The sequence below is a fragment of the Streptomyces sp. WAC06614 genome, from assembly GCF_003949795.1.
Taxonomy (GTDB): domain Bacteria; phylum Actinomycetota; class Actinomycetes; order Streptomycetales; family Streptomycetaceae; genus Streptomyces.
In genome coordinates this window covers 1-17017 of the sequence record NZ_RPRY01000053.1, presented here as the reverse complement: position 1 = coordinate 17017, position 17017 = coordinate 1, and the positions used below count along the sequence as shown (strand labels likewise).

General features: G+C 74.6%; 16 protein-coding genes. 4 read left to right on the top strand and 12 right to left on the bottom strand.

Features of this window, described 5'->3' with window-relative positions; translation table 11 throughout:
• Positions 1-35: 35 nt before the first annotated feature.
• On the bottom strand, positions 36-230 hold the full coding sequence (locus tag EF918_RS10255) for a DUF3046 domain-containing protein (protein WP_125643990.1): 195 nt from the start codon (positions 228-230) through the stop codon (positions 36-38).
• 81 nt (positions 231-311) lie between these two features.
• On the opposite strand from EF918_RS10255, the gene EF918_RS10250 reads away from it, so the two are divergent.
• Positions 312-1301: a hypothetical protein gene (locus EF918_RS10250; protein WP_260610035.1), complete on the top strand. Its 990-nt coding sequence runs from the start codon at positions 312-314 to the stop codon at positions 1299-1301.
• On the opposite strand, the gene EF918_RS10245 is transcribed toward EF918_RS10250, so the two are convergent.
• Genes EF918_RS10245 through EF918_RS10235 form a run of 3 tightly spaced genes read right to left on the bottom strand, consistent with a single transcriptional unit; the run spans position 1270 to position 3314 of the window.
• On the bottom strand, positions 1270-1578 hold the full coding sequence (locus tag EF918_RS10245) for an AzlD domain-containing protein (RefSeq protein ID WP_125643987.1): 309 nt from the start codon (positions 1576-1578) through the stop codon (positions 1270-1272). The genes EF918_RS10250 and EF918_RS10245 overlap by 32 nt on opposite strands.
• A complete protein-coding gene (locus EF918_RS10240) occupies positions 1575-2384 on the bottom strand; it encodes an AzlC family ABC transporter permease (RefSeq protein ID WP_260610034.1) in 810 nt (269 codons plus the stop codon). Before EF918_RS10240 ends, EF918_RS10245 begins: the two co-directional genes overlap by 4 nt.
• A 60-nt stretch (positions 2385-2444) precedes the next feature.
• Positions 2445-3314 (bottom strand): AraC family transcriptional regulator, encoded by an 870-nt coding sequence (locus tag EF918_RS10235; RefSeq protein ID WP_125643985.1) that lies wholly within the window; start codon positions 3312-3314, stop codon positions 2445-2447.
• 80 nt (positions 3315-3394) lie between these two features.
• Here EF918_RS10235 and EF918_RS10230 point away from each other — a divergent pair, with 80 nt between their 5' ends.
• Complete coding sequence (locus tag EF918_RS10230; RefSeq protein WP_125643983.1) at positions 3395-7987, top strand: ATP-dependent helicase; 4593 nt, start codon at positions 3395-3397, stop codon at positions 7985-7987.
• A gap of 69 nt (positions 7988-8056) precedes the next feature.
• Here EF918_RS10230 and EF918_RS10225 read toward each other — a convergent pair whose 3' ends face one another.
• On the bottom strand, positions 8057-8782 hold the full coding sequence (locus tag EF918_RS10225) for an NADPH-dependent F420 reductase (RefSeq protein WP_125643981.1): 726 nt from the start codon (positions 8780-8782) through the stop codon (positions 8057-8059).
• A gap of 126 nt (positions 8783-8908) precedes the next feature.
• On the opposite strand from EF918_RS10225, the gene EF918_RS10220 reads away from it, so the two are divergent.
• Together EF918_RS10220 and EF918_RS10215 are read left to right on the top strand one after the other, a co-directional pair.
• On the top strand, positions 8909-9748 hold the full coding sequence (locus EF918_RS10220; protein WP_125643979.1) for an Fpg/Nei family DNA glycosylase: 840 nt from the start codon (positions 8909-8911) through the stop codon (positions 9746-9748).
• Between the two features lie 33 nt (positions 9749-9781).
• On the top strand, positions 9782-10552 hold the full coding sequence (locus EF918_RS10215) for an SDR family NAD(P)-dependent oxidoreductase (protein ID WP_185921679.1): 771 nt from the start codon (positions 9782-9784) through the stop codon (positions 10550-10552).
• On the opposite strand, the gene EF918_RS38065 is transcribed toward EF918_RS10215, so the two are convergent.
• The 7 genes from EF918_RS38065 to EF918_RS10180 all read right to left on the bottom strand — a co-directional run.
• Positions 10500-10724: a hypothetical protein gene (locus tag EF918_RS38065; RefSeq protein WP_125643977.1), complete on the bottom strand. Its 225-nt coding sequence runs from the start codon at positions 10722-10724 to the stop codon at positions 10500-10502. The genes EF918_RS10215 and EF918_RS38065 overlap by 53 nt on opposite strands.
• Before the next feature lie 233 nt (positions 10725-10957).
• Complete coding sequence (locus tag EF918_RS10205; protein WP_125643975.1) at positions 10958-11335, bottom strand: helix-turn-helix domain-containing protein; 378 nt, start codon at positions 11333-11335, stop codon at positions 10958-10960.
• 109 nt (positions 11336-11444) lie between these two features.
• Positions 11445-11993 (bottom strand): CinA family protein, encoded by a 549-nt coding sequence (locus tag EF918_RS10200; RefSeq protein ID WP_125643973.1) that lies wholly within the window; start codon positions 11991-11993, stop codon positions 11445-11447.
• A complete protein-coding gene (gene pgsA / locus EF918_RS10195) occupies positions 11990-12646 on the bottom strand; it encodes a CDP-diacylglycerol--glycerol-3-phosphate 3-phosphatidyltransferase (protein WP_125643971.1) in 657 nt (218 codons plus the stop codon). Before pgsA ends, EF918_RS10200 begins: the two co-directional genes overlap by 4 nt.
• Positions 12643-14127 (bottom strand): 30S ribosomal protein S12 methylthiotransferase RimO, encoded by a 1485-nt coding sequence (gene rimO, locus EF918_RS10190; RefSeq protein WP_125643969.1) that lies wholly within the window; start codon positions 14125-14127, stop codon positions 12643-12645. Before rimO ends, pgsA begins: the two co-directional genes overlap by 4 nt.
• A gap of 104 nt (positions 14128-14231) precedes the next feature.
• Positions 14232-15128 (bottom strand): helix-turn-helix domain-containing protein, encoded by an 897-nt coding sequence (locus EF918_RS10185; RefSeq protein ID WP_125643967.1) that lies wholly within the window; start codon positions 15126-15128, stop codon positions 14232-14234.
• A 208-nt stretch (positions 15129-15336) separates the two neighbouring features.
• The coding region (locus EF918_RS10180) for a DNA translocase FtsK (protein WP_260610032.1) at positions 15337-17017 on the bottom strand (1681 nt) is incomplete at its 5' end.

Sequence of the window (17017 nt, the reverse complement as noted above, 5' to 3'; positions counted from 1 at the left end):
TACGGCCGCCGCGCTGTCGGGACGTCAGCAGACGTTCACCGCAGGTGGGCCGGGACGTCCACCGCCGAACACACCGCGCGCCACACGTCCTTGGTCTCCCAGCCGGCCTCCAGCGCCTGGAGCACCGTGCGCCCGCCGAGCTCGGTCATGACGTGGTCCCGGGCGAAGGAGTCGGCGTAGGCGGCGCCGAAGTGCTCCGCCATCCGCTCCCAGAAAATCGTCAACCGCATGCCCCCAGTATCCCGCCCCGTCGGAGTGGACCCGCGGCGTTCGCCCCTGCCGGGCCCGCGGACCGCCCTACGGTGCTCGTCATGGCCGGAGACGAGACATCCATGCTGGGGCGCGCCGAGCAGTTCATCTGGCTGACGGCCCGGGTGCTGGAGCAGCGACGGTTCACCTTCCACTTCCTCGGCGGCGGTCCCGACCCGGTCGACACCGCGCTGGGCTCGTACCTCAACGAGGACGGCGGCTACGGCCACGCCCTCGACCCCGATCTGCGCGGTCCGCTGAGCCAGCCGCTGCACTGCGCGCACGCCCTGCGGATCCTGGACGGGCTGAACCGCTGCGCCGGCCAGCGGATCGAGCGGCTGTGCCGGCACCTGACCGGGGTCTCCACCCCGGACGGCGCCCTCCCGGTGGTCCGCCCGGCGCCCCGCGCCTACCCCACGGCGCCGTACCACCCGGTGCTGGACGACCCGCCGGGCGCCCTGGCCACCACCGGCCCGGTCGTCGGGCTGCTGCACCGCAACCGGGTGTGGCACGCGTGGTTGTTCCGGGCGACCGAGTTCTGCTGGGAGCAGGTGGAGACGCTGCGGCACTGCCACCCGTACGAGCTCCAGGGCGCCGTGGCCTTCCTGGACGGCGTACCCGACCGGGCGCGGGCGGCGGCCGCCGCGGACCGGCTGGGCCGGCTGGTGCGCGAGCAGCGGCTGGTGGTCCTCGACCCGGGCCGGCGGGCGGACGCCCCGGTGGTGCCGGGCGGCGCGCCGGGCGAGCAGCTGTTCCCGCACGACCTGGCGCGGCGGCCGGAGTCGGTGGCGCGCGGCTGGTTCACGGACGAGGAGATCGCCCGCTCGCTGGACTTCCTGGCGGCCGAGCAGCGCGCGGACGGCGGCTGGCCGGTGCACCGCCGGGCCTGGGCCCCGGGCAGCGCGCTGGAGCGGCGCCCGATCGCCACCGTGGAGGCCCTGCTGACCCTGCGCGCCTACGGCCGCCCGCTCGGCGCCCCGGCCGGGGCCGGGGCCGTGGCCGGTCCGGCGGCCGCCGCGGTCACCCGCCCAGGGCCCGTACCCCCGCGGTGACGACCACGGCCGCGGCGACGACCACGAGGAAGGGGGCGCGCAGCAGCAGCGCCAGCCCGGCCGCCGCGAGTCCGGCGGCGCGGGCGTCGAGCACCAGCTCGTGGCCGGTGCTGAAGGTCTGCTGCGCGGTGAGCGCGGCCAGCAGGGCCACGGGCAGCAGCGCGGACAGCCGCCGCACCAGGGGACGCTCCAGGGCCCCGGCCGGTACGAGCAGGCCGGCGAGCTTGACGGCGTAGCAGCCCAGGACGGTGATGCCGATGGCGATCCAGACGGTCACGGGCGGACTCCCTTCGGCGAGGTGCCGGCCGGGCCGCGGCCCGTGAGGAAGAGGACGGCGGGCGCGGCGAGCGCCGCGACCAGGACCGGCACCCCGGCCGGCAGCACGGGCAGCAGGCCGAGGCCCAGCACCAGCGCGAGCGCCGCCACCGCCCGCTCGGTGGCGGTACGCAGCATGGGCGCGAGCAGGGCGAGGAAGACGGCCGGCCCGGCGGCGTCCAGCCCCCAGGCGGCGGTGTCGCCGATGGCCTCGGCGCCCAGGGCGCCCAGCAGCGTGGTGAGGTTCCACAGCAGGTACAGGGTGAGGCCGGTGACGGTGAAGCCGAGGCGGGCGGCGGAGCGGTCCTTCTGGGCCAGGGCGACCGCGGCGGTCTCGTCGATCACCCAGTGCGCGGCCGCCGGCCGTACGGCGCGGGGCAGGGCGAGCAGCTGGGACAGCCGCAGCCCGTAGAAGGCGTTGCGGGTGCCGAGGAAGAAGGCCCCGGCGGCGGCCGTGAACGGGTTCCCGCCCGCGGCGAGCGCTCCGACGAGGGCGAACTGCGAGGCTCCGGTGAAGACGAGCAGGCTCAGCACGCACGCCTGCGCCACGCTGATCCCGGAGCCGGCCGCGGTCACCCCGAAGGCGAACCCGGACAGGCCCACGGCCACGCCCACCCCGAGCGCGTCCCGGACGACGGCCCGCCGGTCCGTCCCGGCGGGCGGCTCCGCCGTGTGCTGCGCGTGCCGTGCCGGCGTCGGTGTCCGGGGCGGTTTCGGTGTCTCGGTCGGTGTCGGGGGTGTCTGGGTCGGTGTCGGTGTCTCGGTCACGCTCCGACGCTAGGCGGGGCGGCCCGTGGCGGTCTTGTACGTTCTTGCGCCCCGGCCCCCTCAGCGGGACGTGCCGGGGCGGGCGGCGCCGGGGCGGGCGGCGCGGGCCGTGCGGTAGGCGCCGGGCGGGACGCCGACGATCCGGGTGAAGTGCCGGTTCAGGTGGGGCTGGTCGGTGAAGCCGACCTCGACCGCCGCCTCGGCGGGCGGGACGCCTGCGTCCAGCAGCCGGCGGGCGCGCCGGACCCGGGCGTCGGTGAGCCAGGTGTGCGGGGGCATGCCGTAACGGCCCCGGAAGGCGCGCAGCAGCGCGAACGGGCCGGTCCCGAGCTCGGCCGCCAGCTGCTCCAGCGACGGCGGATCGGCCAGCCGCTCCTCCAGCACCGCGCGGGCCCGCTCGGCGGCGGTCGCCCCCGCGCCGGGCACCGCCCGGGCCGGCAGGGCTCCGCCGTGGGCGCGCAGCATCCGGGCGACGGCCAGGCGCAGCAGGGTGTCGGCGGCCAGGGCGTTGCCCGCCTCGGCCGCCGCGTGCACCTCGTGGATCAGGCGGCCGCCCTCGGGGTCGGGGACGGTGCTGGCGGTGAAGCCGGGGGTGCCGCGCAGGGTGGCGATCTCGGCGGCGACGTCGGCGACCAGCTCCCGGTCGGCGTAAAGGGTGGAGTAGGCCCAGCCCTCGGGGGCGCCGGCCCGGGCGGTGTGCGGGACCTCCGGGTTGATCAGCACCACGCTGCCCGGCCCGGCCCGGTCGGTGCTGCCGGGCAGACCGACCTCCTCGATGCCGCCGGTGACGGCCGCGATGACGTAGCCGTCGTGGGCGTGCCGGGGGAAGGTGTGGCGCACGTAGTGGGCGCGCAACAGGTCCAGCCCGGGCAGCCCGGCGTGGCGCCAGTGTCTGGCCCACTCGCCGTCGCGCCGCTCCGAGATCCCCATGCCCCCATTCTGCGCTTCCCCCATGGCGGGTGTTCGCGCAGGTCCGGGGCGTTGTCGGTGGTCGGGTGCAGGATGGGGGCATGGCCGGCTCCGCGCTCGACGCTTTCTCCCCCGCGACCCGCTCGTGGTTCACGGGGGCCTTCGTGACGCCCACCTCGGCCCAGGAGGGCGCCTGGCGGGCGATCGGCCGTGGTTCGGACGTGCTGGTGGTGGCGCCCACGGGCTCGGGCAAGACGCTGGCCGCCTTCCTGGCGGCGCTGGACGGGCTGGCGTCCGCGCCGCCGCCGGCCGAGGCCCGCAAGCGCTGCCGCGTGCTGTACGTGTCCCCGCTGAAGGCCCTCGCGGTGGACGTCGAGCGGAATCTGCGCAGCCCGCTCACGGGCATCCGGCAGGAGTCGGTGCGGATGGGGCTGCCCGAGCCGGAGATCCGGGTCGGGATCCGCTCCGGTGACACCCCGGCCGCCGAGCGGCGGGCGCTGGTCACCCGGCCGCCGGACATCCTGATCACCACGCCCGAGTCGCTGTTCCTCATGCTGACCTCGGCCGCGCGGGACGCGCTGGCGGGGGTGGAGACGGTCATCGTGGACGAGGTGCACGCCGTGGCGGGCACCAAGCGCGGGGCGCACCTGGCACTGTCGCTGGAGCGGCTGGACGAGCTGCTGGCGCGCCCGGCGCGCCGGATCGGGCTGTCGGCGACGGTCCGGCCGGTGGAGGAGGTGGCCCGCTATCTGGCGCCGCGCGGCAGGGTGGAGATCGTGCAGCCGCCGTCGGCCAAGGAGTTCGACCTGTCGGTGGTCGTCCCGGTGCAGGACATGGGCGAGTTGGGGGGCGCGCCGGCTGCCGAGGGGGGCGACGGCGGCGACAAGCCGTCGATCTGGCCGCACGTGGAGGAGCGGATCGCCGATCTGGTGCAGGCCCACCGGTCGACGATCGTGTTCGCCAACTCCCGCCGGCTGGCGGAGCGGTTGTGCAACCGGCTCAACGAGATCGCCTACGAACGGGCCACGGGCGAGCCGCTCGCCGAGGGCGCGCCGCCGCCGGCCGAGGTGATGGCCCAGTCGGGCGCCGCGAAGGGGGCGCCGGCGCTGCTGGCGCGGGCGCACCACGGATCGGTGTCCAAGGAGCAGCGGGCGCTGGTGGAGGAGGACCTGAAGGCGGGCCGGCTGCCGGCCGTGGTCGCCACGTCCAGCCTGGAGCTGGGCATCGACATGGGCGCCGTGGACCTGGTGGTGCAGGTGGAGTCGCCGCCGTCGGTGGCCTCCGGCCTGCAGCGGGTGGGCCGGGCCGGGCACCAGGTCGGCGCGGTCTCCACGGGCGTGGTCTTCCCCAAGTACCGGGGCGACCTGGTGCAGGCGGCGGTGGTCACCGAGCGGATGCGCAGCGGCGCGATCGAGTCGCTGCGCATCCCGTCGAACCCGCTGGACGTGCTGGCGCAGCAGCTCGTCGCGATGACGGCCATGGACACCTGGCAGATGGACGAGCTGCTGGCGCTGGTGCGGCGGGCCGCGCCGTTCGCCGCGCTGCCGGAGTCGGCGTTCACGGCGGTGCTGGACATGCTGGCCGGCCGCTATCCCTCCGATGCGTTCGCGGAGCTGCGGCCGAGGGTGGTGTGGGACCGGGTGGCGGGCACGGTCACCGGCCGGCCGGGGGCGCAGCGGCTCGCGGTCACCTCGGGCGGCACGATCCCGGACCGGGGCCTGTTCGGGGTGTTCCTGGCGGGCGCCGACCCGAAGAAGGGCGGCGGCCGGGTCGGCGAGCTCGACGAGGAGATGGTCTACGAGTCGCGGATCGGCGACGTCTTCACCCTCGGCACCTCGTCCTGGCGGATCGAGGACATCACCCGCGACCGGGTGCTGGTCTCCCCGGCCCCCGGCGTGCCCGGCCGGCTGCCGTTCTGGAAGGGCGACCAGCTGGGCCGGCCGCTGGAGCTGGGCCGCGCGGTCGGGGCCTTCCTGCGGGAGGTCGGCGCCCTGACCGACGAGGACGCGCGGCTGCGCCTGCTGGCCGCCGGCCTCGACGCGTGGGCCGCGGACAATGTGCTGTCCTACCTGGCCGAGCAGCGCGAGGCGTGCGGGCACGTCCCGGACGACCGGACCATCGTGGTGGAGCGGTTCCGGGACGAGCTGGGCGACTGGCGGGTGGTGGTCCACTCCCCCTTCGGCGCGCAGGTGCACGCGCCGTGGGCGCTGGCGCTCGGGGCCCGGCTGGCCGAGCGGTACGGCATGGACGCCCAGGTGATGCATGCCGACGACGGCATCGTGCTGCGGCTGCCGGACGCGGACCTGATGGGCATGGACCTGCTCGACCACGACCCCGCGGGGCTGCCCGCCTTCGAGTTCGACAGCGAGCAGGCCCCGCTGGGCGCCGCCGACGTCGCCTTCGACCGGGGCGAGGTCGACCGGATCGTCACCGAACAGGTCGGCGGTTCGGCGCTGTTCGCCTCCCGGTTCCGGGAGTGCGCCGCGCGCGCCCTGCTGCTGCCGCGTCGCAACCCCGGCAAGCGGACCCCGTTGTGGCAGCAGCGCCAGCGGGCGGCCCAGCTGCTGTCCGTGGCCTCCGAGTTCGGCTCGTTCCCGATCGTGCTGGAAGCCGTACGGGAGTGCCTGCAGGACGTGTTCGACGTGCCGGGCCTGACGGAGCTGATGGGGGACATCGAGTCGCGCCGGGTCCGGCTGGTGGAGGTCACCACCGCCGAGCCCTCGCCGTTCGCCCGGTCGCTGCTGTTCGGGTACGTCGCCCAGTTCCTCTACGAGGGCGACTCCCCCCTCGCCGAGCGGCGGGCGGCCGCGCTGTCGCTGGACTCCCGGCTGCTGGCGGAGCTGCTGGGCCAGGCCGAGCTGCGCGAGCTGCTGGACGCCGAGGTGCTGGCGGAGCTGGAGCGGGAGCTGCAGTGGCTGACCGAGGACCGGCGGTGCAAGGACGTCGAGGGCGTGGCGGACCTGCTGCGCCTGCTGGGCCCGCTGACCGACGCCGAGCTGGCCGAGCGGGGCGCGGACCCGGCCTGGGCGCGGGAGCTGGCGGCGGCCCGCCGGACCATCGCGGTGCGGATCGCCGGCGAGGAGCACTGGGCGGCCGTGGAGGACGCGGGCCGGCTGCGGGACGCGCTGGGCACGGCCCTGCCGGTGGGCGTCCCGGAGGCGTTCACCGAGCCGGTGCGGGATCCCCTGGGCGACCTCCTCGCCCGGTACGCACGCACCCACGGCCCGTTCACCACGGCCGCGGCGGCGGCCCGCTTCGGGCTGGGCACGGCCGTCACCGACGGCGCCCTGCACCGGCTGGCGGCGGCCGGCCGGCTGGTGCAGGGCGAGTTCCATCCGGCTGGGATCGGCCAGGAGTGGTGCGACGCGGCCGTGCTGCGCCGGCTGCGCCGCCGCTCGCTGGCCGCGCTGCGCCAGGAGCTGGAACCCGTACCGCCGGCCGCGCTGGCCACGTTCCTGCCGCAGTGGCAGCACCTGGGCGGGGCCCTGCGCGGGATCGACGGGCTGGCCCGGGCGATCGAACAGCTCCAGGGGGCGCCGGTGCCGGCCTCCGCGCTGGAGCGGCTGGTCCTGCCGTCCCGGGTCAGCGGGTACACCCCCGGCCTGCTGGACGAGCTGACCACCACCGGCGAGGTGGTGTGGGCGGGTGCGGGCGCCCTGCCGGGCAAGGACGGCTGGGTCTCGCTCTACCTCGCCGACGCGGCTCCGCTGCTGCTGCCGCCCGCGCATCCGCTGGAGCCGGGCGCCCTGCACCAGGCGGTGCTGGACGCCCTGTCGGGCGGCTTCGGCCTGTTCTTCCGGCAGATCGCCCAGTCCGTGCGGGCCCGCCGGCCCGAGGCCACCGACGTCGAGCTGTCGGAGGCGATCTGGGACCTGGCCTGGTCGGGCCGGCTCACCAATGACACCTTGGCGCCGCTGCGTTCCCTGCTGGGCTCCGGGCGGACCGCGGGTTCCACGGCCCACCGGGCCCGGCGCACGGTGCCGCGCGGCCGCTACGGCACGCTGAGCGCCACGGTGTCGCGCCCCGGCCCGCCGACGGTGTCGGGCCGCTGGTCGCTGCTGCCCGCCGTGGCCCCCGATCCGACCCACCGCGCGCACGCCCTGGCCCGGACGCTGCTGGACCGGCACGGCGTGGTGACCCGGGGCGCGGTCGCCGCCGAAGGGGTGGAGGGCGGTTTCAGCGCGGTCTACCGGGTGCTGTCGGCGTTCGAGGACAGCGGCCAGGCCCGGCGCGGCTATGTGGTCGAGGGGCTGGGCGCGGCGCAGTTCGCCATGGACGGTGCGGTGGACCGGCTGCGGGCGGCCGAGCGGACCCCGCCCCCGCTGGCGGCCGTGGTCCTCGCGGCGGCCGACCCGGCCAATGCCTACGGCGCGGCCCTGCCCTGGCCGGAGCCGCCGGCCGGGGCCACGCACAAGCCGGGGCGCAAGGCGGGCTCGTTGGTGGTCCTGGTCGACGGCGAGCTGACGCTGTACCTGGAGCGCGGTGGCAAGACCCTGCTGGCCTGGCCCCAGGCGGACGACCCCCGGCTGACGGCGGCCACCGCGGCCCTGGCCGAGGCCTCCCGGGCGGGGACGCTGCCCGCCCTGACGGTGGAGCGCATCAATGCCACGCCCGCCCTGACCTCCCCCCTGGGCCGGCCCCTGGAGGAGGCGGGCTTCCACGCCACCCCGCGGGGGCTGCGGCTGCGCCCCTGACCGGGCCGGGCGAGGCCCGGCTCCGCGGAGACGCCAGCGGCGTCAGCGGCGTCAGCGGCACCAGCGGCGTCAGCGGACCACCTTGATCCCGAACCGGCCTCCGACCGCGAAGCCGATGGCGCTGTGCAGGTGGGCGTACATCTCCAGGCCCCGGGAGCAGACGATCGGCCCGAGGTCGAGGACGTCGGTCCAGCCGTAGGACCGCAGCAGGGCCGTGACCTGCTCCTTGGCCGCGGCGTCGTCGCCCGCGAGGAACAGGGTGTGGTCCCCGTCGCCGACCCGCTGCGGGTGGACGACGGTCTCCTGCTCCTGGGTGACCCCGGCCTTGACCACCTTGGTGGCCGGCAGCGCCCGCTGGATCCGCTCGCCGAGGCTGTCGTGGTCCACCGGGTCGAGGGCGGGCATCACGCCCCAGGGCGTGGGCCAGGGGTGGGCCTGCTCGGGGTTGTAGACGTACGGGACGGCGTAGTCGATCAGGATCTTCCCGGCCAGCTGGTCGGCGAGGCCGCTGAGGACCGCGAGCGCGTGGCCGCCGTCGATCCCGTTGATCACCAGCTCGGCGGAGGCGGCGGCCTCCCCGAAGGTGGTCAGCCCGATGCCCGGGTAGTCGGCCAGCCACTGCCCGAACGGTTCGATGCCCATGAAGTCGGGTTCGGTCCGCCCGAGCGTGACCTGCGAGTCCCGGGTGCCGACCACCACCTCGTGGCCGAGTTCCAGCAGCCGGGCGGCGTGGGCGCGGCCGCCGCCGCCCGTGCCGAGCACGGCGATCCTCCGGGGGTGTGCGCTGACAGCCATGCGTGCGTCTCCTCGTCTCCGGCCCCCCGACTGCTCCCGGTGCCCAGCATTGGCGCCCGGCCCCCTCCGCACCCGGGCGACACGGCCGACACGGCCCGAACCGGCTCCGAAGGACACAATGGCGGCATGCCCGAAGGAGACAGCGTCTGGCGTGCCGCGCGGCGGCTGCACGCCGTGCTGGGGGGCCGCGAGCTGGTCCGCAGCGATCTGCGCGTGCCCCGGTTCGCGACCGCCGACCTCACCGGCCGGACCGTTCTGGAGGTGGTCCCGCGCGGCAAGCACCTGCTGGCCCGGTTCGACGGCGGTCTGACCCTGCACAGCCATCTGCGGATGGACGGCGCCTGGCACGTGTACGCCGTCGGCGAGCGCTGGCGCGGCGGGCCCGACCACCAGGTCCGGGCCGTGCTCGGCACCACGCAGCACACGGCCGTCGGCTACCGGCTGCCCGTCCTGGAGCTGCTGCGGACCGCCGAGGAGGACCGGGTCGTGGGCCATCTGGGACCCGATCTGCTGGGCCCCGACTGGGACCCGGAGCGGGCTGCCCGCAACCTGCTGGCCGACCCGGCCCGGCCGCTGGGCGAGGCCCTGCTCGACCAGCGGAACCTGGCCGGCATCGGCAACGTGTACAAGTGCGAGCTCTGTTTCATGGCGGGGGTCACCCCTTGGACCCCGGTGGGGGACCTGCCCGAGGCCACCCTGAGCCGTATCCCGCCGGCCGCGCAGCGGCTGCTCGCCGCGAACATCGGGCCGGTGGCCCACCCGCGCAACACCACCGGGCGGCGCCGGCCCGGCGGCGAGGACCTGTTCGTGTACGGCCGGGCCCGCCGTGCGTGCCTGCGCTGCGGTACCGCCGTCCGTGAGGCCCCGCAGGACGACCGTCCGACCTACTGGTGCCCCCACTGCCAGAAGGGCCCCGTCCCGCCGGTCCCCGAGGGCCGGGGCGCAGGACGACCCCCCACCAATTGACGACCCGTCAGATACGGTCGTACGGTCCGGGGCATGCCCACACCCTTCACCCCGTACGACCTCACCGGCCGCACCGCGCTGATCACGGGCGCCGCCAGCGGCATCGGCCGTGCCACCGCCGTCCTGCTGGCCGGGGCCGGCGCCACCGTGCACTGCGTGGACCTCGACGCGCGGGGCCTCGCCGGGACCACGGCCGAGATAGCCGGCCAGGGCGGGCGAGCCCACGCCCACGTCGTCGACGTCACCGACCGGTCCCAGGTCCGCGCGGCCGTCCGGGCGGCCGGGCCGCTCGACGTCACCGCCGCCATCGCCGGGATCATGCACACCAGCAGCGTCCTGGACACCCTCGACGAGGATCTGGACCGGGTGTTCGCCGTGAACTTCAAGGGCGTGCTCCACGCCTGCCAGGAGTCCGCCCGCGCCATGATCGACGCCGGCCGCCCCGGCTCACTGATCACCATGGCCTCGGGCGCCGTGGACAGCGCCGGTGCCGGGCTGCTCTGCTACAGCGCCGCCAAGGCCGCCGTGGTCCAGCTGACCAGGACCCTGGCCACCGAGGCGGGCCCGCACGGGATCCGGGTGAACGCCGTCGCCCCCGGCTGGATCCGCACGCCGATGACCGGCCGGCACGGGCAGGAGGTCCAGGAGCGGACCGAGGCCCTGATGGTCCGGATGTCCCCGCTGGGCCGGGTCGGCGAGCCCGAGGACATCGCCCGGGCCGTGCTCTACCTGGCCTCGGACGCGTCGTCGTTCATGACGGGCCAGATCCTTCGCCCGAACGGGGGAGTCGTGATGCCCTGGTAGCCCGCCGGGACACCCGGGCACAGTGCACCGGCAGCAGGCTCAGCCCCCAGCCGCCCATCGCCACCGCCCCCTCGAGCGGGCCGGCGCCGCGCGGCTGGAGCGCGAGCCGTAGGACGGCCCACCACCACAGCACACCGATCGCCAGCCCGACGGGTATCCACAGCCGTCGCACGCCTGCCTCCCGGGGGCCGCGATCAGGGACGCGCCCATCCTCCCGCAGTCCCCCGCGGCCCGCACCCAGAACGGCCGGAACCACCCCGGAACGGCCCGGCGCCGGGCCCCAGCACACGCCCGGCCCCGCGCCCCGGCCCGGGGCCCGGACAGCACGGAGCCCCGACCGGGCGATCACGACGATCGCACGACCGGGGCTCCGGACCACACTCCTGCGGTCGAGCAGTCACGCTCTCAAGCGGCCACGACATCCACCGCTTCGGCCGGCGCCTTGATGGTCACCCGCTCGGGGCCCGCGACCGAGGTCACGGAAACCGAATTGAGCATCGGGCGGACCGGTGCCGGTACCGGATCACTCGCCGCGGCCGACTGTGCAAGCTCGGCGAGCGAGAGTTCGTCGCTGACTTCGCGCATCAGCTCGGACATCCGTACGTCCAGCGCGTCGCAAATAGCGGAGAGCAGCTCGGAGGACGCCTCCTTCTGCCCCCGCTCCACCTCGGAGAGATAGCCGAGCGAGACTCGGGCGGACGAGGAGACTTCGCGCAGAGTACGGCCCTGGCGCTGGCGCTGCCGACGCAGCACGTCACCCAGCAGGCGACGGAGCAGAATCATCGGTGGCTCCCTCCTCTGACCGTGTAGCCGCATCCTTCACGCCCCACCGTACCGCCTCGCGCCGCGGCCGTGCGGGGAGCGATGTCGTGTTCACTCAGGGCTGCAAACATCAAATCCCCCCGTTCTGTTCCGTATCCTGCCCCCGCGCATTTTCGCGGAGTTCGCTCGAAAGCAGTTCGAGCACGTTCCGTACACTCTCCCTACGGATTTCCGCACGGGAGCCGTTCAACCGCAGCCGGGCCGTTTTCCTGCCCCCCGGGCCCGCCACGGCCACGAAAACCGTGCCGACCGGCTGCCCGTCCTGCGGGTCGGGACCCGCCACTCCGGTGGTCGCGATCCCCCACGACGCCCCCAGGGCGCTCCGCACCCCCGCGGCCATCTCCGCCGCCACCTGCGCGTTCACCGCGCCGTATGCGGCCAGCAGGGTGCCGTCCACGCCGAGGAGGCGTTCCTTGAGCTCGGTGGCGTAGGCGGTCACCGAGCCGCGGAAGGAGCGGGAGGCTCCGGGCACGGCGGTCAGCTCGGCGGCCACCAGTCCGCCGGTGAGGGACTCCGCGACCGCGAGCGTCTGGTCACGCTCCGCGAGCAGGCGCAGGACGTCCGCCGCAGGGCCGGCGGATTCCGCCGACCCTCGGGTTTCTCCCGCCCCCTCGGTCACTGCGCGGCTCGCTCCGCGGCGAGTCCCCTGCGGCGCAGCACGACCGCCTGTCGCACGTAGTCCAGACCGGTCACGACGGTCAGGACGACGGCCACCGCCATGACCCAGAACCGCAGGGTCGCCAGCGGCCCGGTCAGGGCCAGGACGTACATGCCCACGGCGGTGCCCTGGGCGAGGGTCTTCATCTTGCCGCCCCGGCTGGCCGGGATCACCCCGTAGCGGATCACCCAGAAGCGCAGCAGCGTGATCCCCAGCTCCCGTCCGAGGATGACCCCCGTCACCCACCAGGGCAGGTCGCCCAGCCAGGACAGGCAGATCAACGCCGACCCCATGATCGCCTTGTCGGCGATGGGGTCGGCGATCTTGCCGAAGTCCGTGACCAGGTCGTACGTCCGCGCCAGATGACCGTCGAACAGGTCGGTGATCATGGCGATGGCGAACGCGGCCCAGGCCAGCGCGCGCCAGGCGGGGTCGTAGCCGCCGTTGGCCAGCAGCAGGAGGACGAATCCCGGAACGAGCACGAGCCGGACCATCGTCAGGATGTTGGCGACGTTCCACAGGCTGGCCTGGTTGACGGCCGCCGCCCCCAGCTTCCCGCCGGGGACGGGCCGGTGGCCGGTGCCTCCCGCTGCTGATGCCGGGACTCCGGTCATCCGGCCGCCTCCTCGAGGTCCAGGGGCTCGGCGACGAGGTCCACGCCGAGGGTGCCGACCACCTTCGCCCTGACCATACGTCCGGGGACCAGGCCCGCGCCGTCCGTGAAGACCACCTGGCCGTCGGTCTCGGGCGCCTGGTGGGCGGCGCGGCCGTAGCCTCCCTCGCCGTCCTCGTCGAGGTCCTCCACGGACTCGACGAGCACCTCCAGGGTCTCCCCCAGGCGCTCCTCGGCCCGCTGGGAGGTCAGCTCCTCGGCCAGGGACTGCATGTGCGCCAGGCGCTCGGCGATCACGTCCTCGTCGAGCTTGTTCTCGTACGTGACCGCCTCGGTGCCCTCCTCGTCGGAGTAGCCGAAGACGCCGATCGCGTCGAGCCGCGCGTGGTTGAGGAAACGCTCCAGCTCCTGGAAGTCGGCCTCCGTCTCCCCGGGGAAGCCCACGATGAAGTTGGACCGGACACCGGCCTGCGGCGCCTTGGAGCGGATGGTGTCCAGCAGCTCCAGGAAGCGGTCGGTGTCACCGAAACGGCGCATCGCCCGCAGCACGTCCGGGGCGGAGTGCTGGAAGGACAGGTCGAAGTACGGCGCGACCTTCGGGGTGGAGGTCAGCACGTCGATCAGGCCGGGGCGCATCTCGGCCGGCTGGAGGTAGCTGACGCGGACCCGCTCGATGCCGTCGACCGCGGCCAGCTCGGGCAGCAGGGTCTCCAGCAGGCGGATGTCGCCGAGGTCCTTGCCGTAGGAGGTGTTGTTCTCGGAGACCAGCATGATCTCCTTCACGCCCTGCTCGGCCAGCCAGCGGGTCTCGCCGAGCACGTCCGCGGGGCGGCGGGAGATGAACGAGCCGCGGAAGGACGGGATGGCGCAGAAGGAGCAGCGGCGGTCGCAGCCGGAGGCCAGCTTCACCGAGGCGACGGGGCTGGTGTCCAGCCGGCGGCGCAGGGGCGCGCGCGGGCCGGAGGCGGGCGCGAGGCCCTCGGGCAGGTCGGCGGGGGCGGCGGCGGGCTCCTGGGCGTGACCGGGCAGGGCCACTCCGTCGGCGCTCTGGCGCTCGGCCGGGCTGATCGGCAGCAGCTTGCGGCGGTCGCGCGGGGTGTGGGCCTCCACGCTGCCCCCGCTGAGGATCAGCTGGAGGCGGTTGGAGATGTCGGCGTAGTCGTCGAAGCCGAGCACGCCGTCGGCCTCGGGAAGGGCCTCGGCGAGCTCCTTGCCGTAGCGCTCGGCCATGCAGCCGACGGCGACGACGGCCTGGGTGCGGCCGTGGTCCTTGAGGTCGTTGGCCTCCAGCAGGGCGTCTACGGAGTCCTTCTTCGCGGCCTCGACGAAACCACAGGTGTTGACGACGGCGACGTCCGCGTCGGCGGCGTCCTCGACGAGCTCCCAGCCATCCGCCGCCAAGCGGCCTGCGAGCTCCTCCGAGTCCACCTCGTTACGGGCGCAGCCAAGAGTGACAAGGGCGACGGTACGGCGTTCGGGCATGGACTCAAGACTACTTCGTCCGGAAGCCGACCCCTGCCCCAAGTCCCGGTAAACCAAGATCCCCGGGGTGCGCGGGCGCATCCCGGGGATCTGGGTGAGGCCGGTCAGCCCGCCTGGGCCGGGCCCTGGCGCGGATCGTCCTTGGTGTATGTGAGGCGTTCCACCTGGCCCGGCTGGAACTCGTCCTTGATCTCCTTGCCGTTCACGAACAGCTGGACGACCCCGGCGTCACCGAGCACGAGGTCGATGGACTCCTTGTCGGTGAAGGTCTTCGAGTCGCCCAGGGCGAGGGTGCCGTCGAAGAGCGTCCGCCCGCTGTGGTCCTTGGCGGAGATCCAGCTCTCGCCCTCGGCCGCCGTCAGCACGACCGTGACCATGTCCTTGGGCGCGGCTGCGATGGCGCTGTCCGAGGGCTCCGGCTTGGGCGCCTGGGGCGCCGGCGGGGTCTGGGCCTGGGGAGACTGGCCGCCGGGCTGCTTGGGGGCCGGCTTGGGCGCGGTGGAACCCTCCGCCACCGGCCGCTTGCCGCCCTCGTCGCCGCCGCCGAAGGCGGTGTACCCGACGAACCCGATCACGGCGACGATCGCCGCGACCATGGCCGCGGTCCAGTTGGGCCGCTGCCGCTCGGGCCGGATCCGCTCCGCCTCGAACAGGGGTGCGGCCGGGGTCGGGGCGGGGCGTCCGCCGTGGGCGGCGTCGTAGGCCTCGACCAGGGGCGCGGGGTCGAGCCCCACGGCCCGGGCGAGGGTCCGGACGTGGCCGCGGGCGTAGACGTCGCCGCCGCACCGCGAGAAATCGTCCTGCTCGATCGCGTGCACGATCGGGATGCGCACACGGGTGGTGGAGCTGATCTCGTCGACGGTGAGCCCGGCGGCGATCCGGGCCTGCTTCAGGGCCGTCCCGATGGAGGGACCGCCGTCGGACGGAACGAGCCGGTCCTCGGACCGGTCGTCGGTCGAAGGCTGGTCGTCTTCAGGGGAGTTGGAGTTGCCGATGGACACGAGGGCGCCTTTCGAGCGTGTAGCCACCTGCTGGATTCCCAGTCTAGGGGGGTGACGAAAGGGTGGAGCAACCGGAGGGTGGACTCCGTACGCCATCTGAATGGCGGCCGGGGTCCGGTCGAAGGATCCGGGCGCGGCGCCTCGGGCCGGCGCCGCCCCTTTCCTCAACTGGACGCGGGACCAAGGGAAACGGTTGTGCGCCGTTCCCTTACGGGTGAGTCTCGCCGCGGATGACCGCCAGGACCCCGTCCAGCTCGTCCGGTTTCACCAGGACGTCCCGGGCCTTGGAGCCCTCGCTGGGACCCACCACACCGCGCGACTCCATCAGGTCCATCAGCCGGCCGGCCTTGGCGAAGCCCACCCGCAGCTTGCGCTGGAGCATCGAGGTGGAGCCGAACTGGGTGGAGACCACCAGCTCCGCGGCCTGGCACAGCAGGTCCAGGTCGTCGCCGATCTCCTCGTCGATCTCCTTCTTCTGCTTCTGCCCGACCGTGACGTCGTCCCGGAAGACGGGGGCCATCTGGTCCTTGCAGTGCTGGACCACCTTGGCGACCTCGTCCTCGGTGACGAAGGCGCCCTGGAGCCGGACGGGCTTGTTGGCGCCCATCGGCAGGAACAGCCCGTCGCCCTTGCCGATCAGCTTCTCGGCGCCGGGCTGGTCGAGGATGACCCGGCTGTCGGCGAGCGAGGAGGTCGCGAACGCCAGCCGGGAGGGCACGTTCGCCTTGATCAGGCCGGTGACCACGTCGACGCTGGGCCGCTGGGTGGCGAGCACCAGGTGGATGCCGGCGGCCCGGGCCAACTGGGTGATCCGCACGATCGCGTCCTCGACGTCGCGCGGGGCGACCATCATCAGGTCCGCCAGCTCGTCGACGATCACCAGCAGGTACGGGTACGGGGTCAGCTCGCGCTCGCTGCCCTCGGGCAGCTTGACCTTGCCGTTGCGGATCGCCTCGTTGAAGTCGTCGATGTGCCGGAAGCCGAACGCCGCCAGGTCGTCGTAGCGCAGGTCCATCTCGCGCACCACCCACTGGAGGGCCTCGGCGGCCCGCTTGGGGTTGGTGATGATCGGCGTGATCAGGTGCGGGATGCCCTCGTACGCGGTCAGCTCGACCCGCTTGGGGTCGACCAGGACCATCCGGACGTCCTCCGGGGTGGCCCGGACCATGACCGAGGTGATCAGGCAGTTGATGCACGAGGACTTGCCGGAGCCGGTGGCGCCGGCGACCAGCACGTGCGGCATCTTCGCCAGGTTGGCCATGACGTAGCCGCCCTCGACGTCCTTGCCCAGGGCCACCAGCATCGGGTGGTCGTCCTCGGCCGAGTCCGCCAGCCGCAGGACGTCGCCCAGGTTGACCATCTCGCGGTCGGTGTTGGGGATCTCGATGCCCACGGCCGACTTGCCGGGGATCGGCGAGATGATCCGCACGTCCGGGGAGGCGACGGCGTAGGCGATGTTCTTGGTCAGCGCGGTGATCTTCTCGACCTTCACCGCCGGGCCGAGTTCCACCTCGTAGCGGGTGACCGTCGGGCCCCGGGTGAAGCCGGTGACGGCGGCGTCCACCTTGAACTCGGAGAAGACGTTGGCCAGCGAGGCCACGACCGCGTCGTTGGCGGCGCTGCGGGTCTTGCCCGGCCCGCCGCGCTCCAGCAGGTCCAGCGAGGGCAGCGCGTAGGTGATGTCCCCGCGCAGCTGGAGCTGCTCGGCGCGCGGCGGCAGGCCCTCGGTGGGCGGCGGCGGGGCCTTGGTCAGGTCCGGCACGGTGAAGCGGGCCGGCTCCGCCGGCGCCTCGGCCGGCACCGGCGGCACGGCGGGCGCCGCGGGGGCGCCGGCGGGGCGCTCCTCGCGGGCGGGCGGCACCGGGGCGGACGGCGCCGCCCGCGAGGAG